Origin of the sequence: Streptomyces sp. NPDC005262 (assembly GCF_042872425.1) — a bacterium.
Lineage (GTDB): Bacteria > Actinomycetota > Actinomycetes > Streptomycetales > Streptomycetaceae > Streptomyces.
In genome coordinates this window covers 24,113-49,337 of sequence record NZ_JBIAKK010000007.1, presented here as the reverse complement: position 1 = coordinate 49,337, position 25,225 = coordinate 24,113, and the positions used below count along the sequence as shown (strand labels likewise).

The window sequence follows — 25,225 nt, the reverse complement described above, 5'->3', positions numbered from 1 at the left end:
ACGGAGTCGGAGTCGGGGGACCGACCGCATCGGGATCCACGCCCGGAGTGCTCATTGCGCTCCGGGCCCGGCCACAGGTCATTCACTGAACCAAAAGGCTGGCGAGTACCAGCCCGCATACAAAAGAGACCTTCGGCGCTTAAAGCTGCCCAAAGGTCCTTGAGTAGTGCAACAGGCGTCGAGCCACCATACGACACCACAGTGCCGGATATGGAAGGACTTGAGAGATGGATCACAGGGATGAATGCAACCAGACTCGCATATTCGAAGGCACGCCTCGGTTCGGGCCGCGGACCCGCAGGCCTTGTCGATCACCTCACGACAGCCGCCTCATGCGGACTACCATCACCCCATGACCCGTGTACTGCTCGCCGAGGACGACGCCTCCATCTCGGAGCCCCTGGCTCGCGCCCTGCGTCGGGAGGGTTACGAGGTCGAAGTCCGCGAAGACGGCCCGACCGCTCTCGACGCCGGTCTCCAGGGCGGCATCGACCTGGTCGTGCTCGACCTGGGCCTGCCCGGGATGGACGGCCTCGAAGTGGCCCGAAGGCTCCGCGCCGACGGCCACACCGTGCCGATCCTGGTGCTCACCGCCCGCGCCGACGAGGTGGACACCGTCGTCGGCCTGGACGCCGGAGCCGACGACTACGTCACCAAGCCGTTCCGCCTGGCCGAGCTCCTCGCCCGGGTCCGGGCGCTGCTCCGGCGCGGCGCCACGGAGCCCTCGCCGCAGCCCGCCACGCACGGCGTGCGGATCGACGTCGAGTCGCACCGGGCCTGGATGGGCGATGAGGAACTCCAGCTCACCGCGAAGGAGTTCGACCTGCTGCGGGTCCTGGTCCGCGACGCGGGCCGGGTCGTCACCCGCGACCAGCTGATGCGCGAGGTCTGGGACACCACCTGGTGGTCGTCGACGAAGACCCTCGACATGCACATCTCCTGGCTCCGCAAGAAGCTCGGCGACGATGCCGCCAACCCCCGCTACATCGCGACCGTCCGGGGCGTCGGCTTCCGCTTCGAGAAGAGCTGACGTACAGAAACAGTCATGCGCCGCCGACTGATCAACTCCACCCTCGCCGTGGTGCTCGTGGTGATCGCCGTCTTCGGCGTCTCCCTCGTCATCGTCGAGACCCGCACCATCAGCAACAGCGCCCAGGAGAGCGTCGACTCCGAGGCGCTGCGGCTGATCAGCGTCGTCGAGAGCCGGCTCCTCGGGGCCGAGCGGATCAACCCCTCGGTGCTGGCCGAACAGGTCGACGACAACCGGTACGCGCTCGTCAGGATCCCCGGACGTGCCCCCCTCGAGGTGGGCACGCGCCCCACCGGCAGAGTGATCAGCAGTACGGCGTCGGGGGAGCAGGGCGAGAAGGTCACCGTCGAGGAGTCCAGCTCGGCCGTCACCCGCGAGGTCGGCCGCACCCTGATGATCATCGGTGCGGTGGCGCTGCTCGCGATCGTCTCCGCGGTGCTCCTCGCGGTACGCCAGGCCAACAAACTGGCCTCGCCGCTCACCGACCTCGCCGAGACGGCGGAACGCCTGGGCTCCGGCGACCCGCGACCGCGCCACAAGCGGTACGGGGTGCCGGAACTGGACCGGGTCGCCGACGTCCTCGACTCCTCCGCCGAGCGGATCGCGCGGATGCTGACCGCGGAACGCAGGCTCGCCGCCGACGCTTCCCACCAGCTCCGCACCCCGCTGACCGCGCTCTCCATGCGGATCGAGGAGATCTCCGTCACCGACGACCCGGACACGGTGAAGGAAGAGGCGAACTTCGCCCTCACCCAGGTCGAGCGCCTCACCGACGTGGTGGAACGGCTGCTGACCAATGCCCGCGACCCGCGCACCGGCTCCGCGGTCGTCTTCGACCTCGACGAGGTCGTCAAGCAGCAGATCGAGGAGTGGCGTCCGGCCTACCGCGGCGAGGGCCGCGCCATCGTCCGCTCCGGCAAGCAGGGCCTGCGGGCCGTCGGCACCCCGGGTGCGGTCGCCCAGGTGCTGGCCGCACTGATCGAGAACTCACTGATGCACGGTGGTGGCACGGTGGCGCTGCGCACCCGGGTCACCGGCAACCAGGCGGTCATCGAGGTGACTGACGAGGGCCCCGGGGTCCCGCCCGACCTGGGTGCCCGGATCTTCGAGCGGACGATCAGCGGCCGCAACTCCACGGGGATCGGCCTGGCGGTGGCCCGCGACCTGGCCGAGGCCGACGGCGGCCGTCTGGAACTGCTCCAGCAGCAGCCGGCGGTCTTCGCCCTGTTCCTGAGCCGGGTGCCCGTCCCCCGCCTGGAACCGGAACGCCCGGTGCGCTGACTCGAGCGAGTCCGGACCCGCACCTGCGCAGTACGGCATCGGACGGGACAGAGCCCGTCGAGGGGGTTCCCCCATGTCCTTGAGGTCATGGGGGAGATCGAGTGCAGACCGGTCACCGGGCGGCCCCGGTGCCTCAGCGCCGTACCGCTTCCGCCGGCGCCACCGGAGCCTGCCCCTGCGCCACCACACCTGCACCGTCCTTGGCCGGCAGCGCCTTGAAGACCCAGCTCCGGTAGGACCAGAACCGGAACAGCGTCGCGATCCCGATTCCGAGGATCTTGAACACGTTGCTCTGGACAGGGCTGTTCCACCCGAATCCGTACGTCGCCGTGTACAGCACACCGTTCTCGATCACCGCGCCCACCGCGCTGAACAGCAGGAACAGCATCAGCTCCCGGGTCCGGCCGGTCTTGTCACGATCCCGGTACGTCCAGTAGCGGAAGCCCACGTAGTTGAAGAGGATGGCGACGAACGTCGCCAGCAGGCTGGCCCGCACCACCTGGAGGTTCGTGGTGTGCCGCAGCAGGTTGAAGACCGCGATATTGACCAGCAGACCCAGCGCACCGACGGCGCCGAACTTGGCGACCTCCCGGGCCAGCCGATCCAGCCGGGTTCGCAGTGCGCCCCGTTCGCTCATGGTGATCGCTCAGCCCCGTCCGTGGATTCGGTCAACCCGGTCATGCTAACCAGCACCCCTGTGGGATGCCTGTGAGCTGACGCAGAACCCGGCGACGCGGAGCCGTCACAGGACCGCGTGGAACCGTCACGGGACCGCCCGCAGGGGCGTCGTCCGGTTGTTCCCGGGACGCCGGATACCCTGGAGGAGTGACGTTTCCGGTAGTCGGCATGGTCGGCGGCGGTCAGCTCGCCCGTATGACCCACGAGGCGGGTATCCCCCTCGGCATCAAATTCAAGCTCCTCAGCGACACCCCGCAGGACTCGGCGGCCCAGGTGGTGAACGAAGTCGTCGTCGGCGACTATCGCGACCTGGACACGCTGCGTGCCTTCGCGCGCGGCTGTGACGTGATCACCTTCGATCACGAGCACGTCCCGACCGAGCACCTGCGGGCCCTGGAGGCGGACGGCATCCCCGTGCGCCCCGGTCCCGACGCGCTGGTGCACGCCCAGGACAAGGGGGTGATGCGCGCCAAGCTCTCGGAGATCGGTGTGCCCTGCCCCCGCCACCGCATCGTGACGGACCCGGCCGACGCCGCGGCGTTCGCGGCCGAGGTCGGTGGCTTCCCCGTCATCCTGAAGACGGTCCGCGGCGGCTACGACGGCAAGGGTGTCTGGGTGGTCCGCTCCGAGGCGGACGCGGCCGAACCGTTCCGGGCCGGCGTCCCGGTCCTCGCCGAGGAGAAGGTCGACTTCGTACGGGAGCTGGCGGCGAACATCGTCCGCTCGCCGCACGGCCAGGCCGTCGCCTACCCGGTCGTCGAGTCGATCCAGGTCGACGGCGTCTGCGACACGGTCATCGCTCCGGCCCCCGAACTGAGCGAGAAGCTCGCCGGCGAGGCCCAGCAGCTGGCCCTCCGGGTCGCCGCCGAGCTCGGCGTCGTCGGACACCTCGCGGTCGAACTCTTCGAGACCGGCGACGGCCGCATCCTCGTCAACGAGCTCGCGATGCGCCCGCACAACTCCGGGCACTGGACCCAGGACGGCGCGATCACCTCGCAGTTCGCCAACCACGTCCGGGCCGTCCTCGACCTGCCGCTCGGCGACCCGCGCCCGCGTGCCACCTGGACGGTCATGTCCAACGTCCTCGGCGGCGACTACCCGGACATGTACCAGGGTTACCTGCACTGCATGGCCCGCGACCCGCAGCTCAAGATCCACATGTACGGCAAGGACGTCAAGCCCGGCCGCAAGGTCGGGCACGTCAACACCTACGGCGACGACCTGGCGGACGTGCGGGAGCGCGCCCGGCACGCGGCCGACTACCTGCGAGGAACGATCACCGAATGACTTCCCCCGCCTCCGCCGCGCCCGTCGTCGGCATCGTCATGGGCTCGGACTCCGACTGGCCCGTCATGGAAGCAGCGGCCAAGGCCCTCGACGAGTTCGAGATCCCCTACGAGGTCGACGTCGTCTCCGCCCACCGGATGCCGCGCGAAATGATCGCGTACGGGGAGAACGCGGCGGACCGCGGCCTCAAGGCGATCATCGCGGGCGCGGGCGGCGCCGCCCACCTGCCCGGCATGCTGGCTTCCGTCACCCCGCTGCCCGTCATCGGCGTCCCGGTCCCGCTGAAGTACCTGGACGGCATGGACAGCCTGCTCTCCATCGTGCAGATGCCGGCCGGTGTCCCGGTCGCGACCGTCTCGGTCGGCGGCGCACGCAACGCGGGCCTGCTCGCCGCGCGCATCCTCGCCGCCCACGACGGCGAGCTGCTTGCCCGGATGCGGGAGTTCCAGCAGGAGCTGAACGACCAGGCGACGGAGAAGGGCAAGCGGCTGCGCAACAAGGTCGAGGGCAGCGACTCCTTCGGCTTCGGCAAGTAGCGGCAGAGGGGGAGGGCGACCATGGATCACAGCGCCGACAGCATCGCGGACCACACGGCCGACCGCAGCGCGGAACGGCTCACCCGGGCCGGGGAACTGCTTGCCGAGTACCCCGTCGTCGACGGCCACAACGACCTGCCCTGGGCACTGCGGGAGCAGGTCGGCTACGACCTGGACGCCCGGGACATCGCCACCGACCAGTCCGCCCACCTCCACACCGACATCCGACGGCTGCGCGCCGGTGGCGTCGGCGCCCAGTTCTGGTCCGTCTACGTGCGGTCCGACATGGCCGGTGACACCGCCGTCAGCGCCACCCTCGAGCAGATCGACGTGGTCGCCGAGCTGCTGGACCGCCACCGCGCCGACCTGCGGCGTGCCCTGACCGCCGACGACATGGAGGCGGCCCGCGCCGAGGGCCGTATCGCCTCCCTGATGGGCGCCGAGGGCGGCCACTCCATCAACAACTCGCTGGGCACCCTGCGGGCCCTGCACACCCTCGGCGTCCGCTACATGACGCTGACCCACAACGACAACATCGCGTGGGCGGACTCGGCGACCGACGAACCGGGCGTCGGCGGGCTCTCCCCGTTCGGCCACGAGGTCGTACGGGAGATGAACCGCACCGGCATGCTCGTCGACCTCTCGCATGTCGCGGCCACGACGATGCGCGACGCGCTCGCGACCTCCACGGCGCCGGTGATGTTCTCGCACTCCTCGGCACGGGCGGTCTGCGACCATCCGCGCAACATCCCCGACGACGTCCTCGCGCAGCTCCCGGCCAACGGCGGCATCGCCATGGCGACCTTCGTACCGAAGTTCGTCCTGCCTGCCGCCGTCGCCTGGACCCGGGACGCGGACGAGAACATGCGCGCCCACGGCCTGCACCATCTCGACACCACCCCGCAGGCGATGAAGATCCACGCCGCGTTCGAGGCGGCCAACCCGCGCCCGATGGCCACGGTGGCGACGATCGCCGACCACCTCGACCACATGCGTGAGGTCGCCGGGATCGACCACATCGGTATCGGCGGCGACTACGACGGCACCGCGTTCCTCCCCGCCGGCCTGGAGGACGTCTCGGGTTACCCGAACCTGATCGCGGAACTCCTGGGCCGCGGCTGGTCCGCCACCGACCTCGCCAAGCTCACCTGGCGCAACGCGGTACGGGTGCTGCGCGACGCGGAGGACGTCGCCCGCGAGCTGCGTACGCGGCGCGGTCCGTCCCACGCCACCATCGAGGTGCTCGACGCTCCCGAGGGCTGAGAAAGGCGAACGGCCCGAGCGCTCCAAGGGAGGCGGCTCGGGCCCTCAACGGCTCGGGGCGGACCGGCCCTCGGCGGCCGGCTCATGAACCAGCGGCTCAGGCCCGGGGCCGGCCCATCGCCCGGTACGTCCAGCCCGCCTCGCGCCACACCGTACTGTCCAGCGCGTTTCGGCCGTCCAGAATGATGCGGTGTGCCGCGGCCTCGCCCAGCGCCACAGCGTCCAGCTCACGGAACTCGTGCCACTCCGTCAGGTGCAGCACCACATCCGCGCCGCGTACGGCGTCCAGTGCCGACTCCGCGTACCCGAGCGTCGGGAAGAGCCGCCGGGCGTTGTCCATGCCCTTCGGGTCGTACACGGTGACCTGGCCGCCCTGGAGGTGGATCTGCCCGGCCACGTTCAGCGCGGGCGAGTCGCGTACGTCGTCCGAGTCCGGCTTGAACGTCGCACCCAGCACGCCCACCCGCTTGCCGAGGAACGAGTCGCCGCCCACGGCCTCCCGGGCCAGCTCCACCATGTGGCCGCGGCGCCGCATGTTGATCGAGTCGACCTCGCGGAGAAACGTCAGCGCCTGGTCCGCGCCCAGCTCACCGGCGCGCGCCATGAACGCGCGGATGTCCTTGGGCAGACAGCCGCCGCCGAAGCCGATCCCGGCCCGCAGGAACTTGTTGCCGATCCGCTCGTCGTGGCCGATCGCCTCGGCGAGCTTCTTCACATCACCGTCGGCTGCCTCGCAGACCTCCGCCATGGCGTTGATGAACGAGATCTTGGTCGCCAGGAACGAGTTCGCGGCGGTCTTCACCAGCTCGGCGGTCGGGAAGTCCGTCACCACGAAGGGCGACCCCTCCACGACCGGAACCGCGTACACCTCGCGCAGCAGCTTCTCGGCCCGCTCGCTCTCCACACCGACGACGATCCGGTCGGGGTGCAGGGTGTCCTTCACGGCGAAGCCCTCGCGCAGGAACTCCGGGTTCCAGGCCAGCTCCGCGTCCGTACCCACGGGCGCCAGCTCGGCCAGCCGCGCCGCGAGCCGGGCCGCGGAGCCCACCGGCACGGTCGACTTCCCGACGACCAGGGTGGGCCGGGTCAGCTGCGCCGCCAGCGACTCGAAGGCGCTGTCCACATAGGACATGTCGCAGGCGTACTCGCCGTGCTTCTGCGGGGTGTTCACACAGACGAAGTGCACATCACCGAAGGCACCTACCTCTTCCCACGAGGTGGTGAACCGCAGCCGGCCGGTGGATCCCTCGATGCCCGCGACGTGCTTGCGGAGCAGCTCCTCCAGACCCGGCTCGTACATCGGGACCTTGCCGGCGCTCAGCATCTCGATCTTCTCGGGCACGACATCGAGCCCGAGCACTTCGAAGCCGAGCTCCGCCATGGCCGCGGCGTGGGTGGCGCCGAGGTAGCCGGTGCCGATCACAGTGATCCTGAGGGCCATGAAGTGCTCCTGGGAGATGCGGACGGACGTGCGGTGAACGAGCATAGTCGTGCCCCCTGACGCCCTGTTTTACCGGTCTTGCGGACCCCTGTCGCGTAGCTCACGTACGGCTCGCATAGGTCTTTGCGGGGCATGGCGCCTAAAATTGGGTTACTTAACGGTAGTTAGCATCCCTGGGGAGTGAGAGTCTTGGCGGGTTCCACCGATTTCGACCTGTACCGTCCGGCCGAGGAGCACGACATGCTCCGCGAGACGGTCCGTGCGCTCGCCGAGGCGAAGATCGCCCCGTTCGCGGCGGCGGTCGACGAGGAGGCCCGCTTCCCGCAGGAGGCGCTGGACGCCCTGGTCGCCTCCGACCTGCAGGCCGTGCACGTCCCCGAGGAGTACGGCGGCGCCGGTGCCGACGCCCTCGCCACCGTGATCGTGATCGAGGAGGTGGCCCGCGTCTGCGCCTCCTCCTCCCTGATCCCGGCCGTGAACAAGCTCGGCTCGCTCCCGGTGATCCTCTCCGGCTCCGAGGCGCTGAAGAAGAAGTACCTGGGCCCGCTCGCCAAGGGCGACGCGATGTTCTCGTACTGCCTCTCCGAGCCCGACGCGGGCTCCGACGCCGCCGGCATGAAGACCAAGGCCGTCCGCGACGGCGACTTCTGGGTCCTCAACGGCGTGAAGCGCTGGATCACCAACGCGGGCGTCTCCGAGTACTACACGGTGATGGCTGTCACCGACCCGACCAAGCGCTCCAAGGGCATTTCGGCGTTCGTCGTCGAGAAGTCGGACGAGGGCGTCTCCTTCGGCGCCCCGGAGAAGAAGCTCGGCATCAAGGGTTCCCCGACCCGCGAGGTCTACTTCGACAACGTCCGGATCCCCGCCGACCGCATGATCGGCGAGGAGGGCACCGGCTTCGCCACGGCGATGAAGACCCTGGACCACACCCGCATCACGATCGCGGCCCAGGCCCTCGGCATCGCGCAGGGCGCCCTCGACTACGCCAAGGGTTACGTCCAGGAGCGCAAGCAGTTCGGCAAGCCGATCGGCGACTTCCAGGGCGTCCAGTTCATGCTCGCCGACATGGCGATGAAGCTGGAGGCGGCCCGCCAGCTCACCTACTCGGCCGCCGCCAAGTCCGAGCGCCTCGACGGCGACCTGACCTTCTTCGGCGCCGCGGCCAAGTGCTTCGCCTCCGACGTCGCGATGGAGATCACCACGGACGCGGTCCAGCTGCTCGGCGGCTACGGCTACACCCGGGACTACCCGGTGGAGCGGATGATGCGCGACGCCAAGATCACGCAGATCTACGAGGGCACGAACCAGGTCCAGCGCATAGTCATGGCGCGGAACCTTCCGTAACCAGGTGGGTTCTCCCGGCCCGGCGTCCGTTCTGAACGGATTGCGACCATCGACCGGCCCCCGGCCTCCTGCCGGGGGCCGGTCGCGTCTCCGTGGCACAGCGGGTTCGTGAACGCCGAGGGAGCGGTGGCTCGCGATGGCGTAACTTCCCTGTCCATGACCGACATCGACAAGCTAACCGGCCTGTTCGAAGCGCTGGGGGCCGACGACGCAACGGGCTGGGCCGACTCAGAAGTCGAGGAGAACATTCCGCAGCTCGCCCGCTACCGGTTCCTGCGCAAGGTCTGGCAGGACATCGACGCCTGGAGCTCGGCGGCACCCGACTGGGTCGAGGTGTACCGGAAGGAGGGCCTCGCGGGCGGCGCCGTCGAGCGGGCGGTGCGGCTCGGGCTGACCCCGGGTGAACTGGGCGAGATAGCCCGGGAGGTGGCGAAGGAGACCGCGTTCGGTCTGCTCTACAGCCTGGCCGATCCGACGGACGGCCATCTTCCGCCTGACGTCGAGGAACAGTTGCCCGGCTGGCGCCTGGCGGAACTGTCCCCGCAGGGCGAGCCCACGGGGCGGATTCTGGGTGCGCTGTACGAGGACCTGGACGAGCTCGAACCGCAGGGACCTGCGGAAGGTGTGCGGTGACCGCGTTCGATCTGAGTGAGCGACGTATCTGGGACGGCCGCGCCGAGGCCTACGCGCGCACCTTCGCGGGCCTCTGCGCTCACCCCGTGCCCGCGCTGCTGGACGCCGCCGGGGTCGGTACCGGGACACGGGTGCTCGATGTGGGCTGCGGCAGTGGCAGCGTGACGGTGGCAGCCGTCGGGCGCGGTGCGGCCGTACAGGCCGTGGACGCCGAACCCGGCATGGTGGAGGCGACCCGCCGGGCCGCGCCCGGAGTCGGTGTCCGACTCGGCCGACTGCCCGAACTTCCTTACCAGAACGGCGAGTTCGACGCGGTCGTGGCGAACTTCGTGCTCAACCACGTGGGCCGTCCGGAGGCCGCCATCGAGGAACTGCGCCGGGTCACCCGTCCGGGCGGCCTGGTCGCGGTCACCATCTGGCAGGTGCCCAACGCCGCCGGGCAGGCACTGGTGGGACGGGCCGCGCAGGCGGTGGGGCTGACCCGCCCGCGGTGGCTGGCCACGGTCGACGCCGAGCACGATTTCCCGCGCACCCGGGAAGGTCTGGCCGCGCTGATGTCCGCGGCCGGCCTCGGAGACGTACGGACCGAGGCCCTCGCCTGGGATCACCACGTGGGCGCGGAGGACTGGTGGGCCGGACCCGCGTCCGGGGTCGCCGCCATCGGGCAGTTGGTCAACAGCGGCGGGCCGGAGGGAGTGGCCGCGGCCAAGCGGGAGTACGACGTGCTGTGCGCCGAATTCGCCGCGGAGGACGGCGATCTGGCGCTGCCGCATGTGGCGCTGCTGGCGCGGGGGAGCGTGTAGCGGCGGTGCGCCGCGGTCGCCCGCGTGGTCACGCCCGTGGCATGCGGCGGGGCCCGGTCGGCGAACCGTCCGGGCCCCGCCCCTGTCCGCCGTCAGTTGCCGGAGACGGTGACCTTCTCGTCGTTGTTGAGCTGCTGCACCAGCTGCTTGACCTTGGCCTTGTCCCAGACCAAATTTCCGTTGATGCTGCCCGAGATCGGCATGTTCATCGACGTGCCGTCACCGCCCGTGACGCCCTTCATCGCCAAGAACATGTTGCCCAGGTTCCACAGCGACATGTCCTTGTCGACGACCAGGGTGTCGAGACCGGCGCCCATCGTCGGGTACAGCTTGAACGGATTGAGGATCGTGGACGGCGTCGCCGTCTGGCTCGCCAGCGCCGCGAGGAACTTCTGCTGGTTCTTCGTGCGGTCCAGGTCGGACGTGAACGCGTGGCGGGTGCGGACGAAGGCGAGGGCCTGCTGGCCGTCGAGGGTCTGCTTGCCCGCCTGGAAGTCGGCGCCGGAGTACTTGTCCTTGAACGCCTTGGGGATGTCGAGCTCCACGCCGCCGATCGCGTCCACGATCTTGGCGAAGCCGCCGAACCCGATCTCGACGTAGTGGTCGATGTGCAGCCCGGTGTTGAACTCGACGGTACGGACCAGCAGTTCGGGTCCGTCCTCCGCGTAGGCGGCGTTCAGCTTGGTGAAGCGGCCGCGGCCCGGGTAGAGCTTGCCTGAGTCGGAGCCCTTGTACGAGGGGATCTCGACGTTCGAGTCACGCGGCAGCGAGACCAGCGTCGGGCCGTTCGCACCGTCGTGCAGGATCATCATCGAGTCGGTCCGCTTGCCCTCGGCCGAGCCGGTGTGGAGCCTCTTCTTGTCCTCGGCCGTCATGCCCGCGCGGCTGTCGGAACCGACGATCAGATAGTTGGTGCCGTCGCCCTCGCCGGGACGCTCGATCACCTTGGAGAGGTCGACCTCACGCTTGAGCTTGGAGTCGGCCCAGAAGTACGTGCCGATGGAGACGGCCAGCACCACGACCACGAGGGTCAGCGCGCCGATCTTTATTCGACGGCGCCAGTCCGGTGCGGGCCGGCCCTGGACGTAACCGCCGTCACCGCCGCCGTAACCCCGGCCGCCGCCGTTGCCGCCGCCGTAGACCTGACCGTCGCTGTAACCGTTGCCGTACCCAGCGTTGTCGTCATAGCCGTCGGAGTACCGCGGCGGCTCCGGACGGCGCTGCTGCGGCGGCGCCGGATACTGCTGCGGCGGATACTGCCGCGGCGGCGCCGGGCGCTGCTGCGGCGGTGCGGGGTGCCGCTGGACGTGCCGCATCACACGGGCACCTTCGGGCTGGGCGCTCTCACTGCCCTGTCCGTAGCGGTCGTCGCGGTTGTCGTCGGTCCATCCACCGGGCCTGTCGCTCATGTGGACCAGTGTGCAGGCCGGACCTGTCGGTATTACAGGGGGTGTGAGATATCGGGCCGGGGCTGTTGCCAAGCTGATGCAATGTCCGCGCCGCATGGCCCCCGCATATGGTGGACGGCATGACAGATCAGGCCCCGCGCCCGGAGGGCGATATTCCGGGCAAGCCGACCGCGGCCTCCCGGACCACCCTCAGCCACATCATGACCGGCAGTGACACCAACCTGCTGGGTACCGTGCACGGTGGCGTGATCATGAAACTCGTCGACGACGCGGCGGGCGCCGTGGCCGGCCGGCACTCCGGCGGCCCCGCGGTGACGGCATCGATGGACGAGATGGTCTTCCTGGAGCCGGTCCGCGTCGGTGACCTTGTTCACGTCCGCGCGCAGGTGAACTGGACCGGGCGTTCCTCGATGGAGGTCGGCGTCCGGGTCATGGCCGAGCGGTGGAACGAATCGACCCCCGCCCAGCAGGTCGGCAGCGCGTACCTGGTGTTCGCGGCGGTCGACGGGGACGGCAAGCCGCGCCCCGTACCGCCTGTGATCCCGGAGACGGAGCGCGACAAGCGGCGCTACCAGGAGGCGCAGATCCGGCGTACGCACCGCCTCGCCCGGCGCCGCGCGATCAAGGAACTGCGTGAGAAGCGCATCGCGGACGGCATCGACGTCGACTGACGGCAGGCCCCGGGTCGGGTGTGGGCGGGTACCTGGTGGCCGCCGTCCTCCAGGACATCGCCCGGCACGCGGCACCGCCCCTACGGGCACACCACCTGGTCGCCCGTGACCGTGCCGAACTCGCCCCGGTGCCTCACCTCGGCCTGTACCCGCTCCACCTTGCCGAAGCTCTCGCCCGCGGTCACCTTCATCGTCTTGCCCTGCCCCGTCACCGCCCGCAGTTCGGCCCCCGGCAGCGCTGCCGCCAGCGACTTCGCCGACCGGTCCCAGCGCGGGTCGTACTCGACCAGGGTGTGTTTGAGGCTGCGCGGCTCCGCGTTGAGCGGGGCCCGTGTCGTGACGAAGCCGGTGGCGCGCAGTGCGTCGTCGACCCTTTTTCCCAGCCCGTCCTGCACGGTCCCGTTGTAGACCTGGACCCGGATCTCACCCGGTGCGACATCGACCGGCTTCGCCATCGGCTTGGGTCGCTTCGATGCCAGCGGCTTGTCCTCGCGCAGTGCCTCGAAGAGCTTCTGCGACTTCGCCGGGTCCCATTTGACCGTCGAGCCGATGCCCTTGACCGGGAAGGAGGGATCGCTGATCGGTACGGAGGCGAACTCGGACGACGCCGGGGTGAAGCCGCGCATCGCCTGGCCGAGATCCAGCAACTGGTCCGTACCGAACCCCCGGTCGGCCCGGACCGAGCGGAGCATCGTCGACGCGACGTCCCGGAACTTCACCGGGTTCATCAGCACACCGCTGCTGGTCGCCCGCTTGATCAGCGACGCGAGGAACGTCTGCTGGCGCTGCATCCGGCCCAGGTCGGCGGCCGCGTCGATATGGCGTGAGCGCACGTAGCGAAGCGCCTGCCCGCCGTCCAGCCAGTGGGTGCCCGCGGCGAGATCGAGACCGGTGTACGAGTCCTTCATCGGCCGGGCCGTGCAGATCTGCACCCCGCCGAGGGTGTCCACCGCCTTCATGAAGCTGCTGAAGTCGACCTCCAGGTAGTGGTCGACCTTGACACCCGTCATGCGCTCGACGGTCCGGACGGTCAGACTCGGGCCGCCCTCCGCATAAGCGGCGTTCAGCTTCACCGCATGGGCGGCGCGCTCGGCGCCGCTGGCCGGGTCCCGGTGCTCGGGGAGCTCGGTGTAGGTGTCGCGTGGCAGCGAGACGATGGTCGCGCGTTCCCTGTCCGCCGACAGGTGCACCAGCATGATCGTGTCGGTGCAGTGGCAGGGTGCACCGCCCAGCCGGTACTTCCGCTTCTCCTCCCGGCCGACCTTGTCGCGGCCGTCGGTGCCGACGAGCAGCAGATTCATGCCGTTGCCGGCCCGCGGCCGGTTCTTCATGTCCTTGAACGGGTCGACCCGGTCGATCCCGGTCTCCAGGCCGGTCACGACCGCATGACCGATCCCGCCTGCCCCGAGCACCAGCACGGACAGACTGGTCGCCATTCGCATGCCCCAGCGGGGCCGCTCGTCCTGCTTTCTCGATCTACGCTGCGGGGGAGTGGCGTGGCGGCGCGGCGGACGGGGGGAACTGTGCGGTGTGGGCACGGGGGACCTCCGCGGTGCATGGGGGACCGTTCGCACAGTAGGTCCATACGATCAGCACTCCGGGACGCGACCCGGTGGCGCGCGCCCGTGTCCCTCATTCGCGGTAACGTGGCGGCCGAATAACGCCGCCTCCTGGGGTGCGAACCCCCGGCGCCCCCGAGGACCCCCCGAGGACCACATGTCTGCCGCGCAGTGCCCCGCCGTCTCCGTGATCATGCCGGTGCTCAATGAGGAACGCCATCTCAGGAACTCCGTCCGGCACATCCTCGAGCAGGAGTACGCCGGCGAGATGGAGGTCGTGATCGCGCTCGGCCCGTCCACGGACCGTACGGACGAGATCGCCGCCGAGCTCGTACGCGAGGACTCCCGGGTGCACACGGTGCCGAACCCGACCGGCCGCACCCCGGCCGCGCTCAACGCCGCGATAATGGCCTCCTCGCACCCCATCGTGGTGCGGGTCGACGGTCACGGCATGCTCTCGCCGAACTACATCGCGACCGCCGTCCGCCTCCTGGAGGAGACCGGCGCGCAGAACGTCGGCGGCATCATGCACGCCGAGGGCGAGAACGCCTGGGAGGACGCCGTCGCCGCGGCCATGACGTCGAGGATCGGTGTCGGCAACGCGGCCTTCCACACCGGCGGCCAGGCGGGCCCGGCCGAGACCGTCTACCTGGGCGTCTTCCGCCGCGAGGCGCTGGAGAAGGCGGACGGCTACAACGTGGAGTTCATCCGCGCCCAGGACTGGGAGCTGAACTTCCGGATCCGCGAGGCGGGCGGGCTGATCTGGTTCTCGCCGGAGCTGAAGGTGCAGTACCGGCCGCGTCCCTCGGTGAAGGCCCTCGCCAAGCAGTACAAGGACTACGGTCGCTGGCGCCACGTCGTCGCCCGCTACCACGCCGGTTCGATCAACCTGCGTTACCTGGCCCCGCCGACCGCCGTCTGCGCGATCGCGGCGGGCATCGTCGTCGGCGCGGCCGTCACCCCGTGGGCCTTCGTCGTCCCGGCCGGTTACGCCGCGGCCATAGTCGCCGGGTCCCTCCCGGCGGGCAAGGGCCTGCCGCTGAAGGCCCGGGCACAGATCCCGGTGGCGCTGGCCACCATGCACATGTCCTGGGGCTACGGCTTCCTGACCAGCCCGCGCTCACTGGCCAAGAAGGTCATGGCCGGCCGCCGCCCGGCGGTCGGGCGGCAGACGGTCTGATCCGGCGCGGGCACGCCGATCCGGCACGGATACGGACAGGGGCGCCGTCCGCTCTCCCCGGAGAACGGTCGGCGCCCCTGTCCGTCGGTCGCCCCGGCTAGAACCGGTACGGCCAGTAGACGTCCATGCAGGCGTCCTCCTCCGACCCGTTGACCGCCTCGGTCCCCTTCAGAGGGTCGTCGTCGTCAGCGGCCTTCTTGGGGTACGTCTGTCCCGTCCGCCAGTCCGAGCCGACCGTGAGGGTCAGCGCCTCGACATCCGTCGACACCTTGACCGCGCTGGTCGGCATCCCCAGGGCCTCGGCGATCGACAGCGCGTCCGACTTGCCCTGGGCACCGGAGTCCTTCGGGTAGGTCACCGTGGTGCTCAGCGCGGATCCCGGGACGGTCGAGGCGGCGGCCTTGGTGAAGCCCTCGGACCGGAGGATGTCCTGGACGGCTGTGGCGCGGCCGCCGGTCGGCACCTGCCCGTCGGCTCCGGTGCCGTTGACCACCGTCACCTCGAGGGAAGCAGGCGCGGCCGCGGCCGGCCCCTTGTCCTTCTTCCCGGACGTCTTGCGGTCCTTCGGGTCGAGCGACTCGTCGTCCCGCAGCAGCGCCCAGAGCTTGTCGGCGGCGACCGGCTTCGGCAGCACGTGGTTGTCGTCCTCCGGATCCGCGATCCGTGGCATCGTCAACATGTTGATCTTGTCCATCGGTACGCCCTTGAGCTGCATACCGAGGTCGAACAGCTTCTTGACCGAGCCGATCTCCTCCGAGACCTGGAGCGACTTGGTCGCCGTCTCGGCGAGGTCCATCAGCCGCCCGGTGTCGGTGAACGCGTTCTGGTTCTTCAGCTCACGGATGACCGAGTTCAGGTACATGTGCTGGGCCTTGGCGCGGCCGATGTCGCTCTCGAAGGCATGGCGGGTACGCAGCCACTGCAGTGCCTTCTTGCCCTTGATCTTGTGCGTGCCCTCGGTCAGCTTCAGATAGGAGCCGCCCGGAACGTTGGGCTTGGGGATGTCGTAGACGTTGTTCTTGACGCACACATCGGCGCCGCCCACGGCGTCCGCCATGGCGACCACCCCGGCGAAGTCGACCATCACCCAGTGGTCGATGTAGACGCCGGTCAGCTGCTCCCAGGTGTCCAGCGTGCAGCCGGGGCCGCCGCGGCCCAGCGACTCGTTGATGAGCGTGTTGGTGGCCGGGGACTCGTGGCCGGTGTCGGGGTCCACGCACTTCGGGATGTCGACGCGCGTATCACGCGGAACGCTGATCACCGAGGCGTTCTTCCGGTCGGCCGACACGTGGAGGAGCATCTGCACATCGGCCAGCGGCTTCGCACCGACGCTCGCCTTCGAGCCGCCGAGCTTGAGGTTCTCCTTGGAATTACGGCTGTCCGAGCCGATCAGCAGGATGTTCAGCGGGGTCTGGCCCGCGGCGTTCGGGGCGGTCTTCTTCGCCGCGCTGTTCCCGGCGCTGCGGTGCCCCTTGCGGAGATTGCTGTTCAGGTGCTCGTACCAGAGATAGCCGGCGGCGCCGGCGCCGAGTATCGCCACCACGAGAACCCAGGCGATCCAGCGCAGTATGCGGCGTTTGCCGCGCTTGCCGTGCCGGTGCGGCCGGCCGCGGCGCCGCCCGGCGCGGCCGGGGTCCGGGCGGTCCCGGTCCCCGGCGCCGCTGTCGGGCCCGCCCTCAGGGCCGGCCGACGGGCCGTCGTCGTACAGGCCGTCGTCCCAGCCGAGTTGTCCGGCGTGCCGGACGCGTGGTCGCGTTCCCTCCCCGGGTGTGCTGCTCCGTCCCACCAGGTCCCCCCTGCTGCTCAGACTCTTGGAATGGCGCAGTGACCCCGTGTCACTTTGCGCACACTGCCTTGTCGGCGTTTGCCAGCGGTATGTCGTCCGGCACCTTTGCCGGTCCGGTGACAGGCACACCTGCGCCCTTGAAGTCCGCCCCCAGTGTCAGGACCATCGCCTGGAGCCCCTCGGCGTCCGTGGTGCCCTTCTTCAGGGCCGAGCCGGGCAGCCCCATCATGGCGGCCAGTGCCCGGGCCTGGTCGGCCTGGTTCGGTGCGTACTCGAGCGTCGTCTTGGCGATCTTCTCCGGGGCGTTGGCCTTGTTCGTCGACTTGAGTACGCCCTGCTCGTTCTGGAGCCAGGTGACCGTCTCCTGAGCGGCGCCCGCCCGGTCGCCACCGTTGAGGACGTCGACGCGTACGTCGGCGGCAGCGGCCTTGGTGCCCTTGAGCAGCGCGTCCTGCTTGCTCTTGGCGGCCTGCTTCTGCTTCTTCACCTCGGTCAGCGAGGTGTCCTCGCGCATCATCTGGAACAGCGGGTCGGACTTGGCCTCGTTGAGCACCACCGTGGCATGGACCTTCTCGGCCGGGTTGTCTATGACCGGGGCCGTCACGAAGGTGATGTTCTTGGTGTCGATCTTGCCGAGCTCCTTGGCGAGCGCGGTCAGCTTCTTTATCGAGCCGATGCCCTTGTCGACCGTCAGCGCCTTGGTCGCCGCGTCCGCCAGGCTGTACATCTTCGTCGGACTGGTCAGTGTGTCGTCCGACTTCATCTGCCGGATCATCGAGCCGAGGAACTGCTGCTGGACCTTGATCCGGTCCAGGTCGCTCTGATTGCCGAAGCTGTGCCGGGTCCGTACGAACGCCAGCGCGTCCTCGCCCTGGATCTTGCTCTCGCCTGCCGGGAGGTCGAGGTGCGAGTCGGGGTCCTTGACCGGGTGGGCCAGGCACACCTTGACGCCGCCGACCGCAGTGGTCAGCTCCTTGACCGCGTTGAAGTCGACCATCATGAAGTGGTCGGGCTTCACGCCGGTGATCTCCTCGACCGTACGCATGGTGCAGCCCGGGTCGCGGCCTTCCTGGCCGAGGCTGACGTTGAACCGGATGTTCTGGGTGCCCGGGATGACCTTGTCCGAACCGTCCGGCTGCTTGGTGGTGCAGTCCGGGATGTCGGTGATCAGGTCGCGGGGGATGCTCAGCGCCGTGGCGTTGGTCCGGTCCTTGGAGACGTGGAAGAGGATGTTGGTGTCGGCGTGGCCGGGGCTGCTCTTGTCGCCGTACCCCTCATTGCCCTTACCGGTCCGCTTGTCGGTGCCGATGATCAATATGTTGAGGGGTGCGTTGGCGGTGATGACGTCCTTGTTGCCGGCGTCGCCGATGTCCACGGAGTTCAGGTTGCCGTTGAAGTGCTGGTACAGCGCGTACCCGCCCACCGACAGGCCGACCAGCACGAAGGCCATCACGCCGCCCGTCCAGAGCAGCGCCTTCTTGCGGCGGCCCTTCGGCTGCTTGCGCTTGCGCCGACCGGCGGAGTCGGGACCGGAACCCTCCGGGCCACGCGGGCCATTGGCACGGCGACCACGCTGCTCGGGCACCGGTCCCCGGCCCTCGCCGTTCCGTCCACCGCTTCTGCGCTCGCCGCCGCCCTCATGCGCCGTGCCTCTGCGCCCGGAACCACGCGGACCCGGCGCACTCGGCGTGCGGTATGAATCCCCTCCGGATTGAGGCAGTCGCAATTCGTAATCGCCGGTCTGCGGGTTGAGGACCCACTGGTCTGCGGGGTCGATTTCGTCCGCCCGCCCACGGCTTTGCGCATCCACGGTTGTTTGAGTCCTCCGTCGGTGCCACGCGAGGCGCCTTCCCCCCGAGAGGCGCTCGATCTTTCGCTCCAGCAGTGCGCGACCTGAAGGTCGGAAGCACCGGATCGCGTCACACTATCCGCCCGGTTCGCTGTCAAGCGACGGGCGTGACACATTCCACGGCACTTACAACCGGTCATACTGCTCATTACGCTCCGATTGATGGTGCCTACTTGGGAATTGCTTTACTGCTCACATGGGTCGGTGGCCGCATTGCTGCCTGAATAGGTGGGTGTGGGCGTCGGGCTCCGGGAGTCCGCGCCGTCCGAGTTCTTGCCCTTTCTGCGTTTCAGTTCATCCGCCGGGACCACTGCGACAGGGGCGTCGTCGCGCAGTCGCTTGAAGAGCTTGTCGGCCTCGGGTTGGACAAGTTCGTCCCGGTTCGGATCGGCAGCGTACGGCTGTCGTGGAACTGTAAGGAATTGCACCTTTTTGGTCGGTACGTTGCGCATGCCGCGCACCAGCTCGTACAGGTCCTTGAGGCTGTCCAGGCCCGGGTCCGTGGTCAGCGACTTGGTGGCCGCGTCCAGCACCGGATAGAGCCGGGTCGGGTTGAGCAGGACACCGTTGCTCTGCATCTTGTTCACCAGTGCCCCGAGGAATCGCTGCTGGCGTTCCATTCGGTCGGTGTCGCTGCCGTTGCCGATGGACTTGCGGGCCCGTACGTACCCCAGTGCTTCCTCGCCGTCGAGCTTCTGGCGGCCCGCGCGGAGCTTCAGGTGCGCGTCCGAGTCGTCGACCGGCTCCTTGAGGCAGATCTCGACACCGTGCACCGCGTCGACCATGTCCTTGAAGCCATTGAAGTCGACGACCATGTGGTGGTCGATGCGAATGCCCGTCATCCGCTCGACCGTGCGGATCGTGCAGGCGGTGCCGCCGAATTGGAAGGCCCAGTTGAATTGGGCGAATTGTTTCCTGGTGGGCTTTCCGTCCGCTTGGTGACAACTGGGGATTTCCGTCATCAGGTCGCGCGGGATGGACATGGCCGTGGCGCTCTTCCGGTCCGCGGCGAGGTGCAGCAGGATCGTGGTGTCGGAGCGCTGGGTGCTGCCGTAGGAGCGGCCGTACTTGCGGTTGTCGCCGGCGCGGCTGTCGGAACCGATGAGCAGGATGTTCTCCGCGTCGTGCACGACGGACACGGGGCGTTCCTTTTCGTACACCTTCAGTTCGGCGGCCGCGGATGTGTCGGTCCTGATGTTGCTGTCGAGCTTCCGGTACAGCCACCAGCCGCCGCCTGCGGCGATCAGGACGAAGATCGACGCGGCGAGCGCAGTCCAACGCAGCCAGCGGTGCCTGCGCCTGGCGGCGACGTCCGAGTCGAGTGGCTCGTCAGGGCGGCCTTCGCCATCCAGCCCGTCCTGAGAGCCGCCGTCGCCCCGAGACCTGCCCTCGCCCTGAGACTCGTCCCTGCCCTGCGACTCGTCGTTGTGCCCGTCCTGGTCCGCGGCCGAGCGGTCGGGGTCGGCCGGCGTGCCGGCGCTTTCGGTCACGTCTGCGTCCATCCTTCACGTTCGGCGGCGCGCTGGGCCGCCGGTCGCAGGAGTAGACGGCTGAACCTCACGCTTGGTTGTGCTCGGGAATCACGTCCTGACCGGGCCGGGCTCGCGGGGCCCGGCCCGGTCAGGACGGAAGACCCAGGGCCCGAGTGGTCTGTACCGCCGATGATGTACCGGAGTTGATGCGCAGGCCCGGGGACTCGGCCCGCTGTGGGCCGGACGAGTGGCCGTCAGGGGGCTTGTCACACCGCGGTGTTGGTGACCCGCTCGCTCTCGACGCGCTTGGCGAGTCCGTCCCCGTCCAGCTGTCCCAGATGCCGGCACAGGACCACGGAGGCGCCGGCGGCCAGCGGGGCGAAGAGCCCGGCGCTGAGCCCGTCCCAGCTGTCGTACGTGCGCCCCGTCAGCAGCCGCGATCCGGGCGTCAGCCCCAACTCCCCGGCGTCCTCGCGGGCGCGCGCGACCAGTTGCGCCGACGTCAGCCCGAGTCCGCCGACGGTCAGCGCGGGCGCGTCCGGGTCCACCGGTGCGTACGGCGCGAACCGGTCGCCCTGGCTCGGCACCTCCACGGCGTAGTCCGCGAAACCTTCGGGGGGCTGCGGGAACCGGCCGCCCAGCGGGCGCAGGGCCAGAGCGATCCGTTCGCCGCGACAGGCGCGCGCGGCGTCCAGTGTGTCCGGGCCGGTGACGACGAGGTCGGCGGCGGCGGGGTCGCCCTGCACATCGACGACGACGCCGACCGAGGAACAGGCGAGCAGCCAGACCGCGGACTGCCAGTGCGCGGGCAGCAGGAGGGCGAGACGGTCGCCGGGTTCCGCGGCCAGGTCGCCCTGCAGCAGGTTGGCGGTCTTGGCCACCCAATTGGCGAAGGTGGCCACCGACAGTTCGACCCGTTCTCCGGTGGCGTCGTCGTAGAAAGTGACCATGGGGCGGGCCGGGTCCGCGGCGAGCGCGGAACGCAGCAGGTCGGCAGGGGTGCGGTCGCTGGCGTTCATCCGCGCAAGGGTACGCGGCGGTGCCGGACGGGGCCGGATGCCACAGGCATCGGGTACACCGGTTCGGCAGACGGCCCGTCAATTGTCCAGAGATACCCCGGTAGCCGTCGTTGTCGCATTGTGGTCACTATCGGTCGTATGCGTGCCTTCATCACATCTGCCATTGGTGTCACCTGTTCGGCAGCCCTTGTGCTGCCCAACGCCGCGCCCGCGGGCGCCGCCCCCGACACCTCCGCCACCGCAGCGACCGAGGCCGCCGATCCCGCCGGAGTGCCCGGGTCGACGCAGTCCCTGCCGCTGTCGCCACTGCCCGACGCGTCCATGCGGGCGACCGACGCCCCCAGCGGCACCGCCGAGGCCGGCGCCGTACAAGGTCTGCCTCGTCGCGACGTCCACCCCTTCTCACTGGTTGGCGTCGTCTGGGACGACGCCGACGCCGAACTCCACGGCGCCGTCGAGGTCCGCACCCGCGCCATCGGCTCCGACAGTTGGTCCGACTGGCAGGACCTGGAGACCCACAATGCCGAGCACGCCGCCGATCCCGGGAGCGCCGAGCGCGACTCCGGGACGGTCCGCGGCTCCACCGCCCCGCTCTGGGTCGGCAACTGCGACGGCGTCGAGGTCCGGGTCATCCCGGAGGCGTCCGACGACCACGACCGGGCCACCGCCCGCGTTCCGCTGCCCGAAGGGCTGCGGCTCGAACTCGTCGACCCCGGCGAGGACCCGCAGCAGTCGCCCGTGGCCGGCACCGGCGAAGGCGACTTCGAAGCCGCAGGTGCCGAGTTCGCGGGCCTCGTGTCCGGCAGCGGCGGCCGCTTCGCCACATCCGCCCAGACCTCCCTCCAGGCATCCGGCCAAGGCCGCGTCCTGCCCGCACTGAGCAAGGCGCGGACCGAGGCGGAGAGTGAGGCCGAGGCCGGTGTCGCGCCGGGCAGCAAGCCGTATATCGGCCCCCGCCCGACCATCATCACCCGCAAGGGATGGGGAGCCGACGAGAAGCTCCGCGAGAAGGACTTCGCGTACACGAAGAGCGTCAAGGCCGCTTTCATCCACCACAGCGCCACGGGCAACAAGTACACGTGCTCCCAGGCGCCGTCGGTCCTTCGCGGTATCTACCGCTACCACGTCAAGAGCAGTGGCTGGCGCGACATCGGCTACAACTTCGCCGTCGACAAGTGCGGAACCATCTACGAAGGACGCGCCGGGGGCGTGACGAAGGCGGTCCAGGGGGCGCACACCCTCGGTTTCAACACCGACAGCATGGGCATCGCCGTGCTCGGTACCTTCACCACGTCCGACCCGCCCGCCGCCGCGGTGAACGCCATCGCGAAGCTCACCGCCTGGAAACTCGGTTTGTTCGGCGCCAACCCGAGCTCCAGAACCACCCTCGTGTCAGGCGGTGGAAACCGGTTCAAGAAGGGAACAAAGGTCAAACTCAACGTCATCTCCGGGCATCGGGACGGCTTCGTGACCGAATGCCCTGGAACCCGTCTCTACAAGAAGCTCGGCTCGGCCCGGACCAGCTCCGCCCACCTGCAAGGCCGCTGACGGCCCGTGCGGCGCCGGCTGGAGTGCCGGACCGTCGGCCGGGCCGCCGACCGGGGAGATCCGACCGGTCTGCTTACACTGGCCAGCCGAAACGAGGCCCGGCCCCAGCAGGAAGCAGAGACAGTGCTGTGACAGAGGCAAAAGAAGCGATTCTCCTGGTCGGTGGCAAAGGCACTCGACTGCGCCCGCTCACGGTGCACACTCCGAAGCCGATGGTTCCGGCAGCCGGCGTCCCGTTCCTGACGCACCAGCTGGCGCGGGCGAGGGCCGCCGGGGTGGAGCACATCGTCCTCGCCACGTCGTACCTGGCGGAGGTCTTCGAGCCGTACTTCGGCGACGGTTCGTCACTCGGCCTCCACATCGAGTACGTCACCGAACACGAACCGCTCGGCACCGGCGGAGCCATCCGCAATGTGGCGTCCCGTCTCGTCTCCGGACCGGACGAACCCGTCCTCATCTTCAACGGCGACATCCTCACCGGCCTCGACATCCGGGCGCTGGTCACCTCGCACGCCACGTCCGGGGCGGACGTCTCGCTCCACCTCACCCGGGTCGAGGACCCGCGCGCCTTCGGTCTCGTACCGACGGACGACACCGGCAGGGTCACCGCGTTCCTGGAGAAGCCGCAGACGCCCGAAGAGATCGTCACCGACCAGATCAACGCGGGGGCGTACATCTTCCGCCGGTCGGTCATCGACACCATCCCGGCCGACCGCCCGGTCTCCGTGGAGCGCGAGACCTTCCCGGGACTGCTCGCCTCCGGTGCGCATCTCCAGGGCATGGTGGACTCCACGTACTGGCTGGACCTCGGTACCCCGCAGGCGTTCGTACGCGGCTCCGCCGACCTGGTTCTCGGCCGGGCCCCGTCCCCGGCCGTCCCCGGGCGGTGCGGCGACCGGCTCGTGCTGCCGACGGCCTCCGTCGCAGCCGACGCCAAACTCAGCGGCGGCACGGTCATCGGCGAAGGCGCCCTGATCGGCGCGGGCGTCCGGATCGACGGCTCCGCGGTGCTGGCCGGCGCGGTCGTCGAACCCGGCGCCGTGATCACGGACTCCCTGGTCGGAGCCGGTGCCAGGATAGGCAGTCGTACGGTGCTGGCGGGCGCGGTCGTCGGCGACGGCGCACAGGTCGGCGCCGACAACGAACTGCGCGACGGCGTCCGCATCTGGTGCGGGGCGACACTGCCCGACGCGTCCGTGCGTTTCTCGTCGGACGAATGACGGGCCTCCGCGGCGCGTACGCTCAATAGGTATCCCCGACGACCGAGGACCTCACCCGTGGCAGGACGATTCGCCCCCCGCAGCGCCCCTAGCAGGTCCGTCCCGCGCCAGGCCGCAGCGGACGGGGCACCGCAGGCACCGGGGGCATTGCGCCGACCGGAGGCACAACAGGCATCCGGGGCACAACAGGCACCCGAGGCACTGACCCGGGAGTGGACCCCACCCGGCCCGCTGGACCTGCGCCTCGTCCTCGCCCCACTGCGCCGCGGCCCCGCCGATCCGACGTTCCGTGTCGACCGGGACGGCTCGGTCTGGCGGGCGACCCGCACCCCGGCCGGCCCCGGCGCGCTGCACCTCACCGACCGGGGCGGCCGGATCGCGGCGACGGCCTGGGGTCCCGGCGCCTCATGGCTTCTGGACCAGCTACCGACCCTGCTCGGTGCGGAGGATGAACCGGAGGCATTCCGTCCGCGCCACCGTCTGGTCGCCGCGGCCCAGCATCGCCGCCCCGGACTGCGGCTGCTGCGCACGGGTCTGGTGCTGGAGTCTCTGATCCCGTCGATCCTGGAACAGAAGGTCACCACCGACGAGGCCTACCGCGCCTGGCGACTTCTGGTCCGGACCTATGGCACCCCGGCCCCCGGCCCTGCGGCCACCCTGTTCACCACGCACGGCCTGCATGTGATGCCGGACCCGCGCACCTGGTCGCTGATCCCGTCCTGGGAATGGCACCGCGCGGGCGTGGACGCCAAGCGGTCGGCCACGATCCTGCGCGCGGTACGCGTGGCCCGACGGCTGGAGGAAGCGGCCACGATGCCCCTCCCGGAGGCCACCGCGCGGCTCGAACTGATCCCCGGCATCGGCCCCTGGACCTCCGCGGAGACGCTCCAGCGAGCCAACGGCGCCGCCGACGCGGTCACGGTGGGCGACCTCCACCTCCCCGGCATCATCGGCCACGCCCTGGCAGGCAACAGGAACGCCGACGACGCGGAGATGCTGACCCTGCTCGCCCCCTACGAGGGCCAACGCCATCGGGCCACCCGCCTGATCCTGCTCTCGGGCCACACCCCATCGCGCCGAGCTCCCCGCATGACGAGGGGCGACATCGCCCGCCTGTGAGCCACGGCCCGCCGAGCCGCTCGGGACGAGCGCGGCGATTTCAAGCCCGTCCGGCGACCGAGGGGGGAGCTCGGCCGAAGGCCGCGAGACCGCG

Annotated in this window: 21 protein-coding genes; 13 read left to right on the top strand and 8 right to left on the bottom strand. The window is 69.8% G+C overall.

The window, feature by feature from the left end; translation table 11 throughout:
• The first annotated feature begins 352 nt into the window (after window positions 1–352).
• Both ACFYP5_RS19175 and ACFYP5_RS19170 read left to right on the top strand, forming a co-directional pair.
• Window positions 353–1,030 (top strand): response regulator transcription factor, encoded by a 678-nt coding sequence (locus ACFYP5_RS19175; RefSeq protein WP_030926954.1) that lies wholly within the window; start codon window positions 353–355, stop codon window positions 1,028–1,030.
• A 15-nt stretch (window positions 1,031–1,045) separates the two neighbouring features.
• A complete protein-coding gene (locus tag ACFYP5_RS19170; RefSeq protein WP_389037185.1) occupies window positions 1,046–2,311 on the top strand; it encodes an ATP-binding protein in 1,266 nt (421 codons plus the stop codon).
• A gap of 133 nt (window positions 2,312–2,444) precedes the next feature.
• On the opposite strand, the gene ACFYP5_RS19165 is transcribed toward ACFYP5_RS19170, so the two are convergent.
• Window positions 2,445–2,948: a GtrA family protein gene (locus ACFYP5_RS19165; RefSeq protein ID WP_389037182.1), complete on the bottom strand. Its 504-nt coding sequence runs from the start codon at window positions 2,946–2,948 to the stop codon at window positions 2,445–2,447.
• Window positions 2,949–3,136: 188 nt separating this feature from the next.
• Between ACFYP5_RS19165 and ACFYP5_RS19160 the strand changes: the two genes are divergently transcribed.
• Genes ACFYP5_RS19160 through ACFYP5_RS19150 form a run of 3 tightly spaced genes read left to right on the top strand, consistent with a single transcriptional unit; the run spans window position 3,137 to window position 6,075 of the window.
• Window positions 3,137–4,276: a 5-(carboxyamino)imidazole ribonucleotide synthase gene (locus ACFYP5_RS19160; RefSeq protein WP_389037181.1), complete on the top strand. Its 1,140-nt coding sequence runs from the start codon at window positions 3,137–3,139 to the stop codon at window positions 4,274–4,276.
• The gene (gene purE / locus ACFYP5_RS19155; protein WP_389037178.1) at window positions 4,273–4,812 is read left to right on the top strand and encodes a 5-(carboxyamino)imidazole ribonucleotide mutase; all 540 of its coding nucleotides are present in this window, start codon (window positions 4,273–4,275) and stop codon (window positions 4,810–4,812) included. Before ACFYP5_RS19160 ends, purE begins: the two co-directional genes overlap by 4 nt.
• A 21-nt stretch (window positions 4,813–4,833) precedes the next feature.
• A complete protein-coding gene (locus ACFYP5_RS19150) occupies window positions 4,834–6,075 on the top strand; it encodes a dipeptidase (RefSeq protein ID WP_389037175.1) in 1,242 nt (413 codons plus the stop codon).
• Window positions 6,076–6,172: 97 nt separating this feature from the next.
• Here the strand turns inward: ACFYP5_RS19150 and ACFYP5_RS19145 are convergent, their stop codons facing one another.
• A complete protein-coding gene (locus ACFYP5_RS19145; protein WP_389037172.1) occupies window positions 6,173–7,516 on the bottom strand; it encodes a UDP-glucose dehydrogenase family protein in 1,344 nt (447 codons plus the stop codon).
• 189 nt (window positions 7,517–7,705) lie between these two features.
• Here ACFYP5_RS19145 and ACFYP5_RS19140 point away from each other — a divergent pair, with 189 nt between their 5' ends.
• The 3 genes from ACFYP5_RS19140 (at window position 7,706) to ACFYP5_RS19130 (ending at window position 10,299) form a co-directional block, all read left to right on the top strand.
• Window positions 7,706–8,863, top strand: a complete 1,158-nt coding sequence (locus ACFYP5_RS19140) for an acyl-CoA dehydrogenase (protein WP_093776593.1) — start codon at window positions 7,706–7,708, stop codon at window positions 8,861–8,863.
• Between the two features lie 156 nt (window positions 8,864–9,019).
• A complete protein-coding gene (locus ACFYP5_RS19135; RefSeq protein WP_389037169.1) occupies window positions 9,020–9,496 on the top strand; it encodes a hypothetical protein in 477 nt (158 codons plus the stop codon).
• Complete coding sequence (locus ACFYP5_RS19130; RefSeq protein ID WP_389037166.1) at window positions 9,493–10,299, top strand: class I SAM-dependent methyltransferase; 807 nt, start codon at window positions 9,493–9,495, stop codon at window positions 10,297–10,299. Before ACFYP5_RS19135 ends, ACFYP5_RS19130 begins: the two co-directional genes overlap by 4 nt.
• A 92-nt stretch (window positions 10,300–10,391) precedes the next feature.
• Here the strand turns inward: ACFYP5_RS19130 and ACFYP5_RS19125 are convergent, their stop codons facing one another.
• Window positions 10,392–11,708, bottom strand: a complete 1,317-nt coding sequence (locus tag ACFYP5_RS19125) for an LCP family protein (RefSeq protein WP_389037164.1) — start codon at window positions 11,706–11,708, stop codon at window positions 10,392–10,394.
• A 119-nt stretch (window positions 11,709–11,827) separates the two neighbouring features.
• On the opposite strand from ACFYP5_RS19125, the gene ACFYP5_RS19120 reads away from it, so the two are divergent.
• Window positions 11,828–12,379, top strand: a complete 552-nt coding sequence (locus ACFYP5_RS19120; RefSeq protein ID WP_030977033.1) for an acyl-CoA thioesterase — start codon at window positions 11,828–11,830, stop codon at window positions 12,377–12,379.
• 80 nt (window positions 12,380–12,459) lie between these two features.
• Here ACFYP5_RS19120 and ACFYP5_RS19115 read toward each other — a convergent pair whose 3' ends face one another.
• On the bottom strand, window positions 12,460–13,821 hold the full coding sequence (locus ACFYP5_RS19115; protein ID WP_389037161.1) for an LCP family protein: 1,362 nt from the start codon (window positions 13,819–13,821) through the stop codon (window positions 12,460–12,462).
• A gap of 274 nt (window positions 13,822–14,095) precedes the next feature.
• Here ACFYP5_RS19115 and ACFYP5_RS19110 point away from each other — a divergent pair, with 274 nt between their 5' ends.
• Window positions 14,096–15,118: a glycosyltransferase family 2 protein gene (locus ACFYP5_RS19110; RefSeq protein ID WP_389037159.1), complete on the top strand. Its 1,023-nt coding sequence runs from the start codon at window positions 14,096–14,098 to the stop codon at window positions 15,116–15,118.
• Window positions 15,119–15,215: 97 nt separating this feature from the next.
• Here ACFYP5_RS19110 and ACFYP5_RS19105 read toward each other — a convergent pair whose 3' ends face one another.
• The 4 genes from ACFYP5_RS19105 to ACFYP5_RS19090 all read right to left on the bottom strand — a co-directional run bounded on the left by ACFYP5_RS19105 (window position 15,216) and on the right by ACFYP5_RS19090 (window position 21,244).
• Window positions 15,216–16,904: an LCP family protein gene (locus ACFYP5_RS19105; RefSeq protein WP_389037157.1), complete on the bottom strand. Its 1,689-nt coding sequence runs from the start codon at window positions 16,902–16,904 to the stop codon at window positions 15,216–15,218.
• Window positions 16,905–16,953: 49 nt separating this feature from the next.
• A complete protein-coding gene (locus tag ACFYP5_RS19100; RefSeq protein WP_389037154.1) occupies window positions 16,954–18,714 on the bottom strand; it encodes an LCP family protein in 1,761 nt (586 codons plus the stop codon).
• Between the two features lie 224 nt (window positions 18,715–18,938).
• Window positions 18,939–20,243 (bottom strand): LCP family protein, encoded by a 1,305-nt coding sequence (locus tag ACFYP5_RS19095; protein ID WP_389037151.1) that lies wholly within the window; start codon window positions 20,241–20,243, stop codon window positions 18,939–18,941.
• Between the two features lie 248 nt (window positions 20,244–20,491).
• Window positions 20,492–21,244, bottom strand: a complete 753-nt coding sequence (locus ACFYP5_RS19090) for a TIGR03089 family protein (protein ID WP_389037148.1) — start codon at window positions 21,242–21,244, stop codon at window positions 20,492–20,494.
• Between the two features lie 138 nt (window positions 21,245–21,382).
• Between ACFYP5_RS19090 and ACFYP5_RS19085 the strand changes: the two genes are divergently transcribed.
• From ACFYP5_RS19085 to ACFYP5_RS19075, 3 genes are all read left to right on the top strand, one after another.
• On the top strand, window positions 21,383–22,792 hold the full coding sequence (locus ACFYP5_RS19085) for a peptidoglycan recognition protein (protein ID WP_389037146.1): 1,410 nt from the start codon (window positions 21,383–21,385) through the stop codon (window positions 22,790–22,792).
• Window positions 22,793–22,920: 128 nt separating this feature from the next.
• Entirely contained in the window at window positions 22,921–24,012 is a 1,092-nt protein-coding gene (locus tag ACFYP5_RS19080; RefSeq protein ID WP_389037143.1) for a sugar phosphate nucleotidyltransferase, read from the top strand.
• 57 nt (window positions 24,013–24,069) lie between these two features.
• On the top strand, window positions 24,070–25,131 hold the full coding sequence (locus tag ACFYP5_RS19075; protein WP_389037140.1) for a DNA-3-methyladenine glycosylase family protein: 1,062 nt from the start codon (window positions 24,070–24,072) through the stop codon (window positions 25,129–25,131).
• The last annotated feature ends 94 nt before the right edge of the window (window positions 25,132–25,225 follow it).

Excerpts from the sequence above, each read along its gene's own strand:
- ACFYP5_RS19175 (WP_030926954.1), top strand. The coding sequence starts at position 353 with ATGACCCGTGTACTGCTCGCCGAGGACGACGCCTCCATCTCGGAGCCC.
- ACFYP5_RS19170 (WP_389037185.1), top strand. The coding sequence starts at position 1,046 with ATGCGCCGCCGACTGATCAACTCCACCCTCGCCGTGGTGCTCGTGGTG.
- ACFYP5_RS19165 (WP_389037182.1), bottom strand. The coding sequence starts at position 2,948 with ATGAGCGAACGGGGCGCACTGCGAACCCGGCTGGATCGGCTGGCCCGG.
- purE (WP_389037178.1), top strand. The coding sequence starts at position 4,273 with ATGACTTCCCCCGCCTCCGCCGCGCCCGTCGTCGGCATCGTCATGGGC.
- ACFYP5_RS19150 (WP_389037175.1), top strand. The coding sequence starts at position 4,834 with ATGGATCACAGCGCCGACAGCATCGCGGACCACACGGCCGACCGCAGC.
- ACFYP5_RS19145 (WP_389037172.1), bottom strand. The coding sequence starts at position 7,516 with ATGGCCCTCAGGATCACTGTGATCGGCACCGGCTACCTCGGCGCCACC.
- ACFYP5_RS19135 (WP_389037169.1), top strand. The coding sequence starts at position 9,020 with ATGACCGACATCGACAAGCTAACCGGCCTGTTCGAAGCGCTGGGGGCC.
- ACFYP5_RS19125 (WP_389037164.1), bottom strand. The coding sequence starts at position 11,708 with ATGAGCGACAGGCCCGGTGGATGGACCGACGACAACCGCGACGACCGC.
- ACFYP5_RS19120 (WP_030977033.1), top strand. The coding sequence starts at position 11,828 with ATGACAGATCAGGCCCCGCGCCCGGAGGGCGATATTCCGGGCAAGCCG.
- ACFYP5_RS19115 (WP_389037161.1), bottom strand. The coding sequence starts at position 13,821 with ATGCGAATGGCGACCAGTCTGTCCGTGCTGGTGCTCGGGGCAGGCGGG.
- ACFYP5_RS19110 (WP_389037159.1), top strand. The coding sequence starts at position 14,096 with ATGTCTGCCGCGCAGTGCCCCGCCGTCTCCGTGATCATGCCGGTGCTC.
- ACFYP5_RS19090 (WP_389037148.1), bottom strand. The coding sequence starts at position 21,244 with ATGAACGCCAGCGACCGCACCCCTGCCGACCTGCTGCGTTCCGCGCTC.
- ACFYP5_RS19085 (WP_389037146.1), top strand. The coding sequence starts at position 21,383 with ATGCGTGCCTTCATCACATCTGCCATTGGTGTCACCTGTTCGGCAGCC.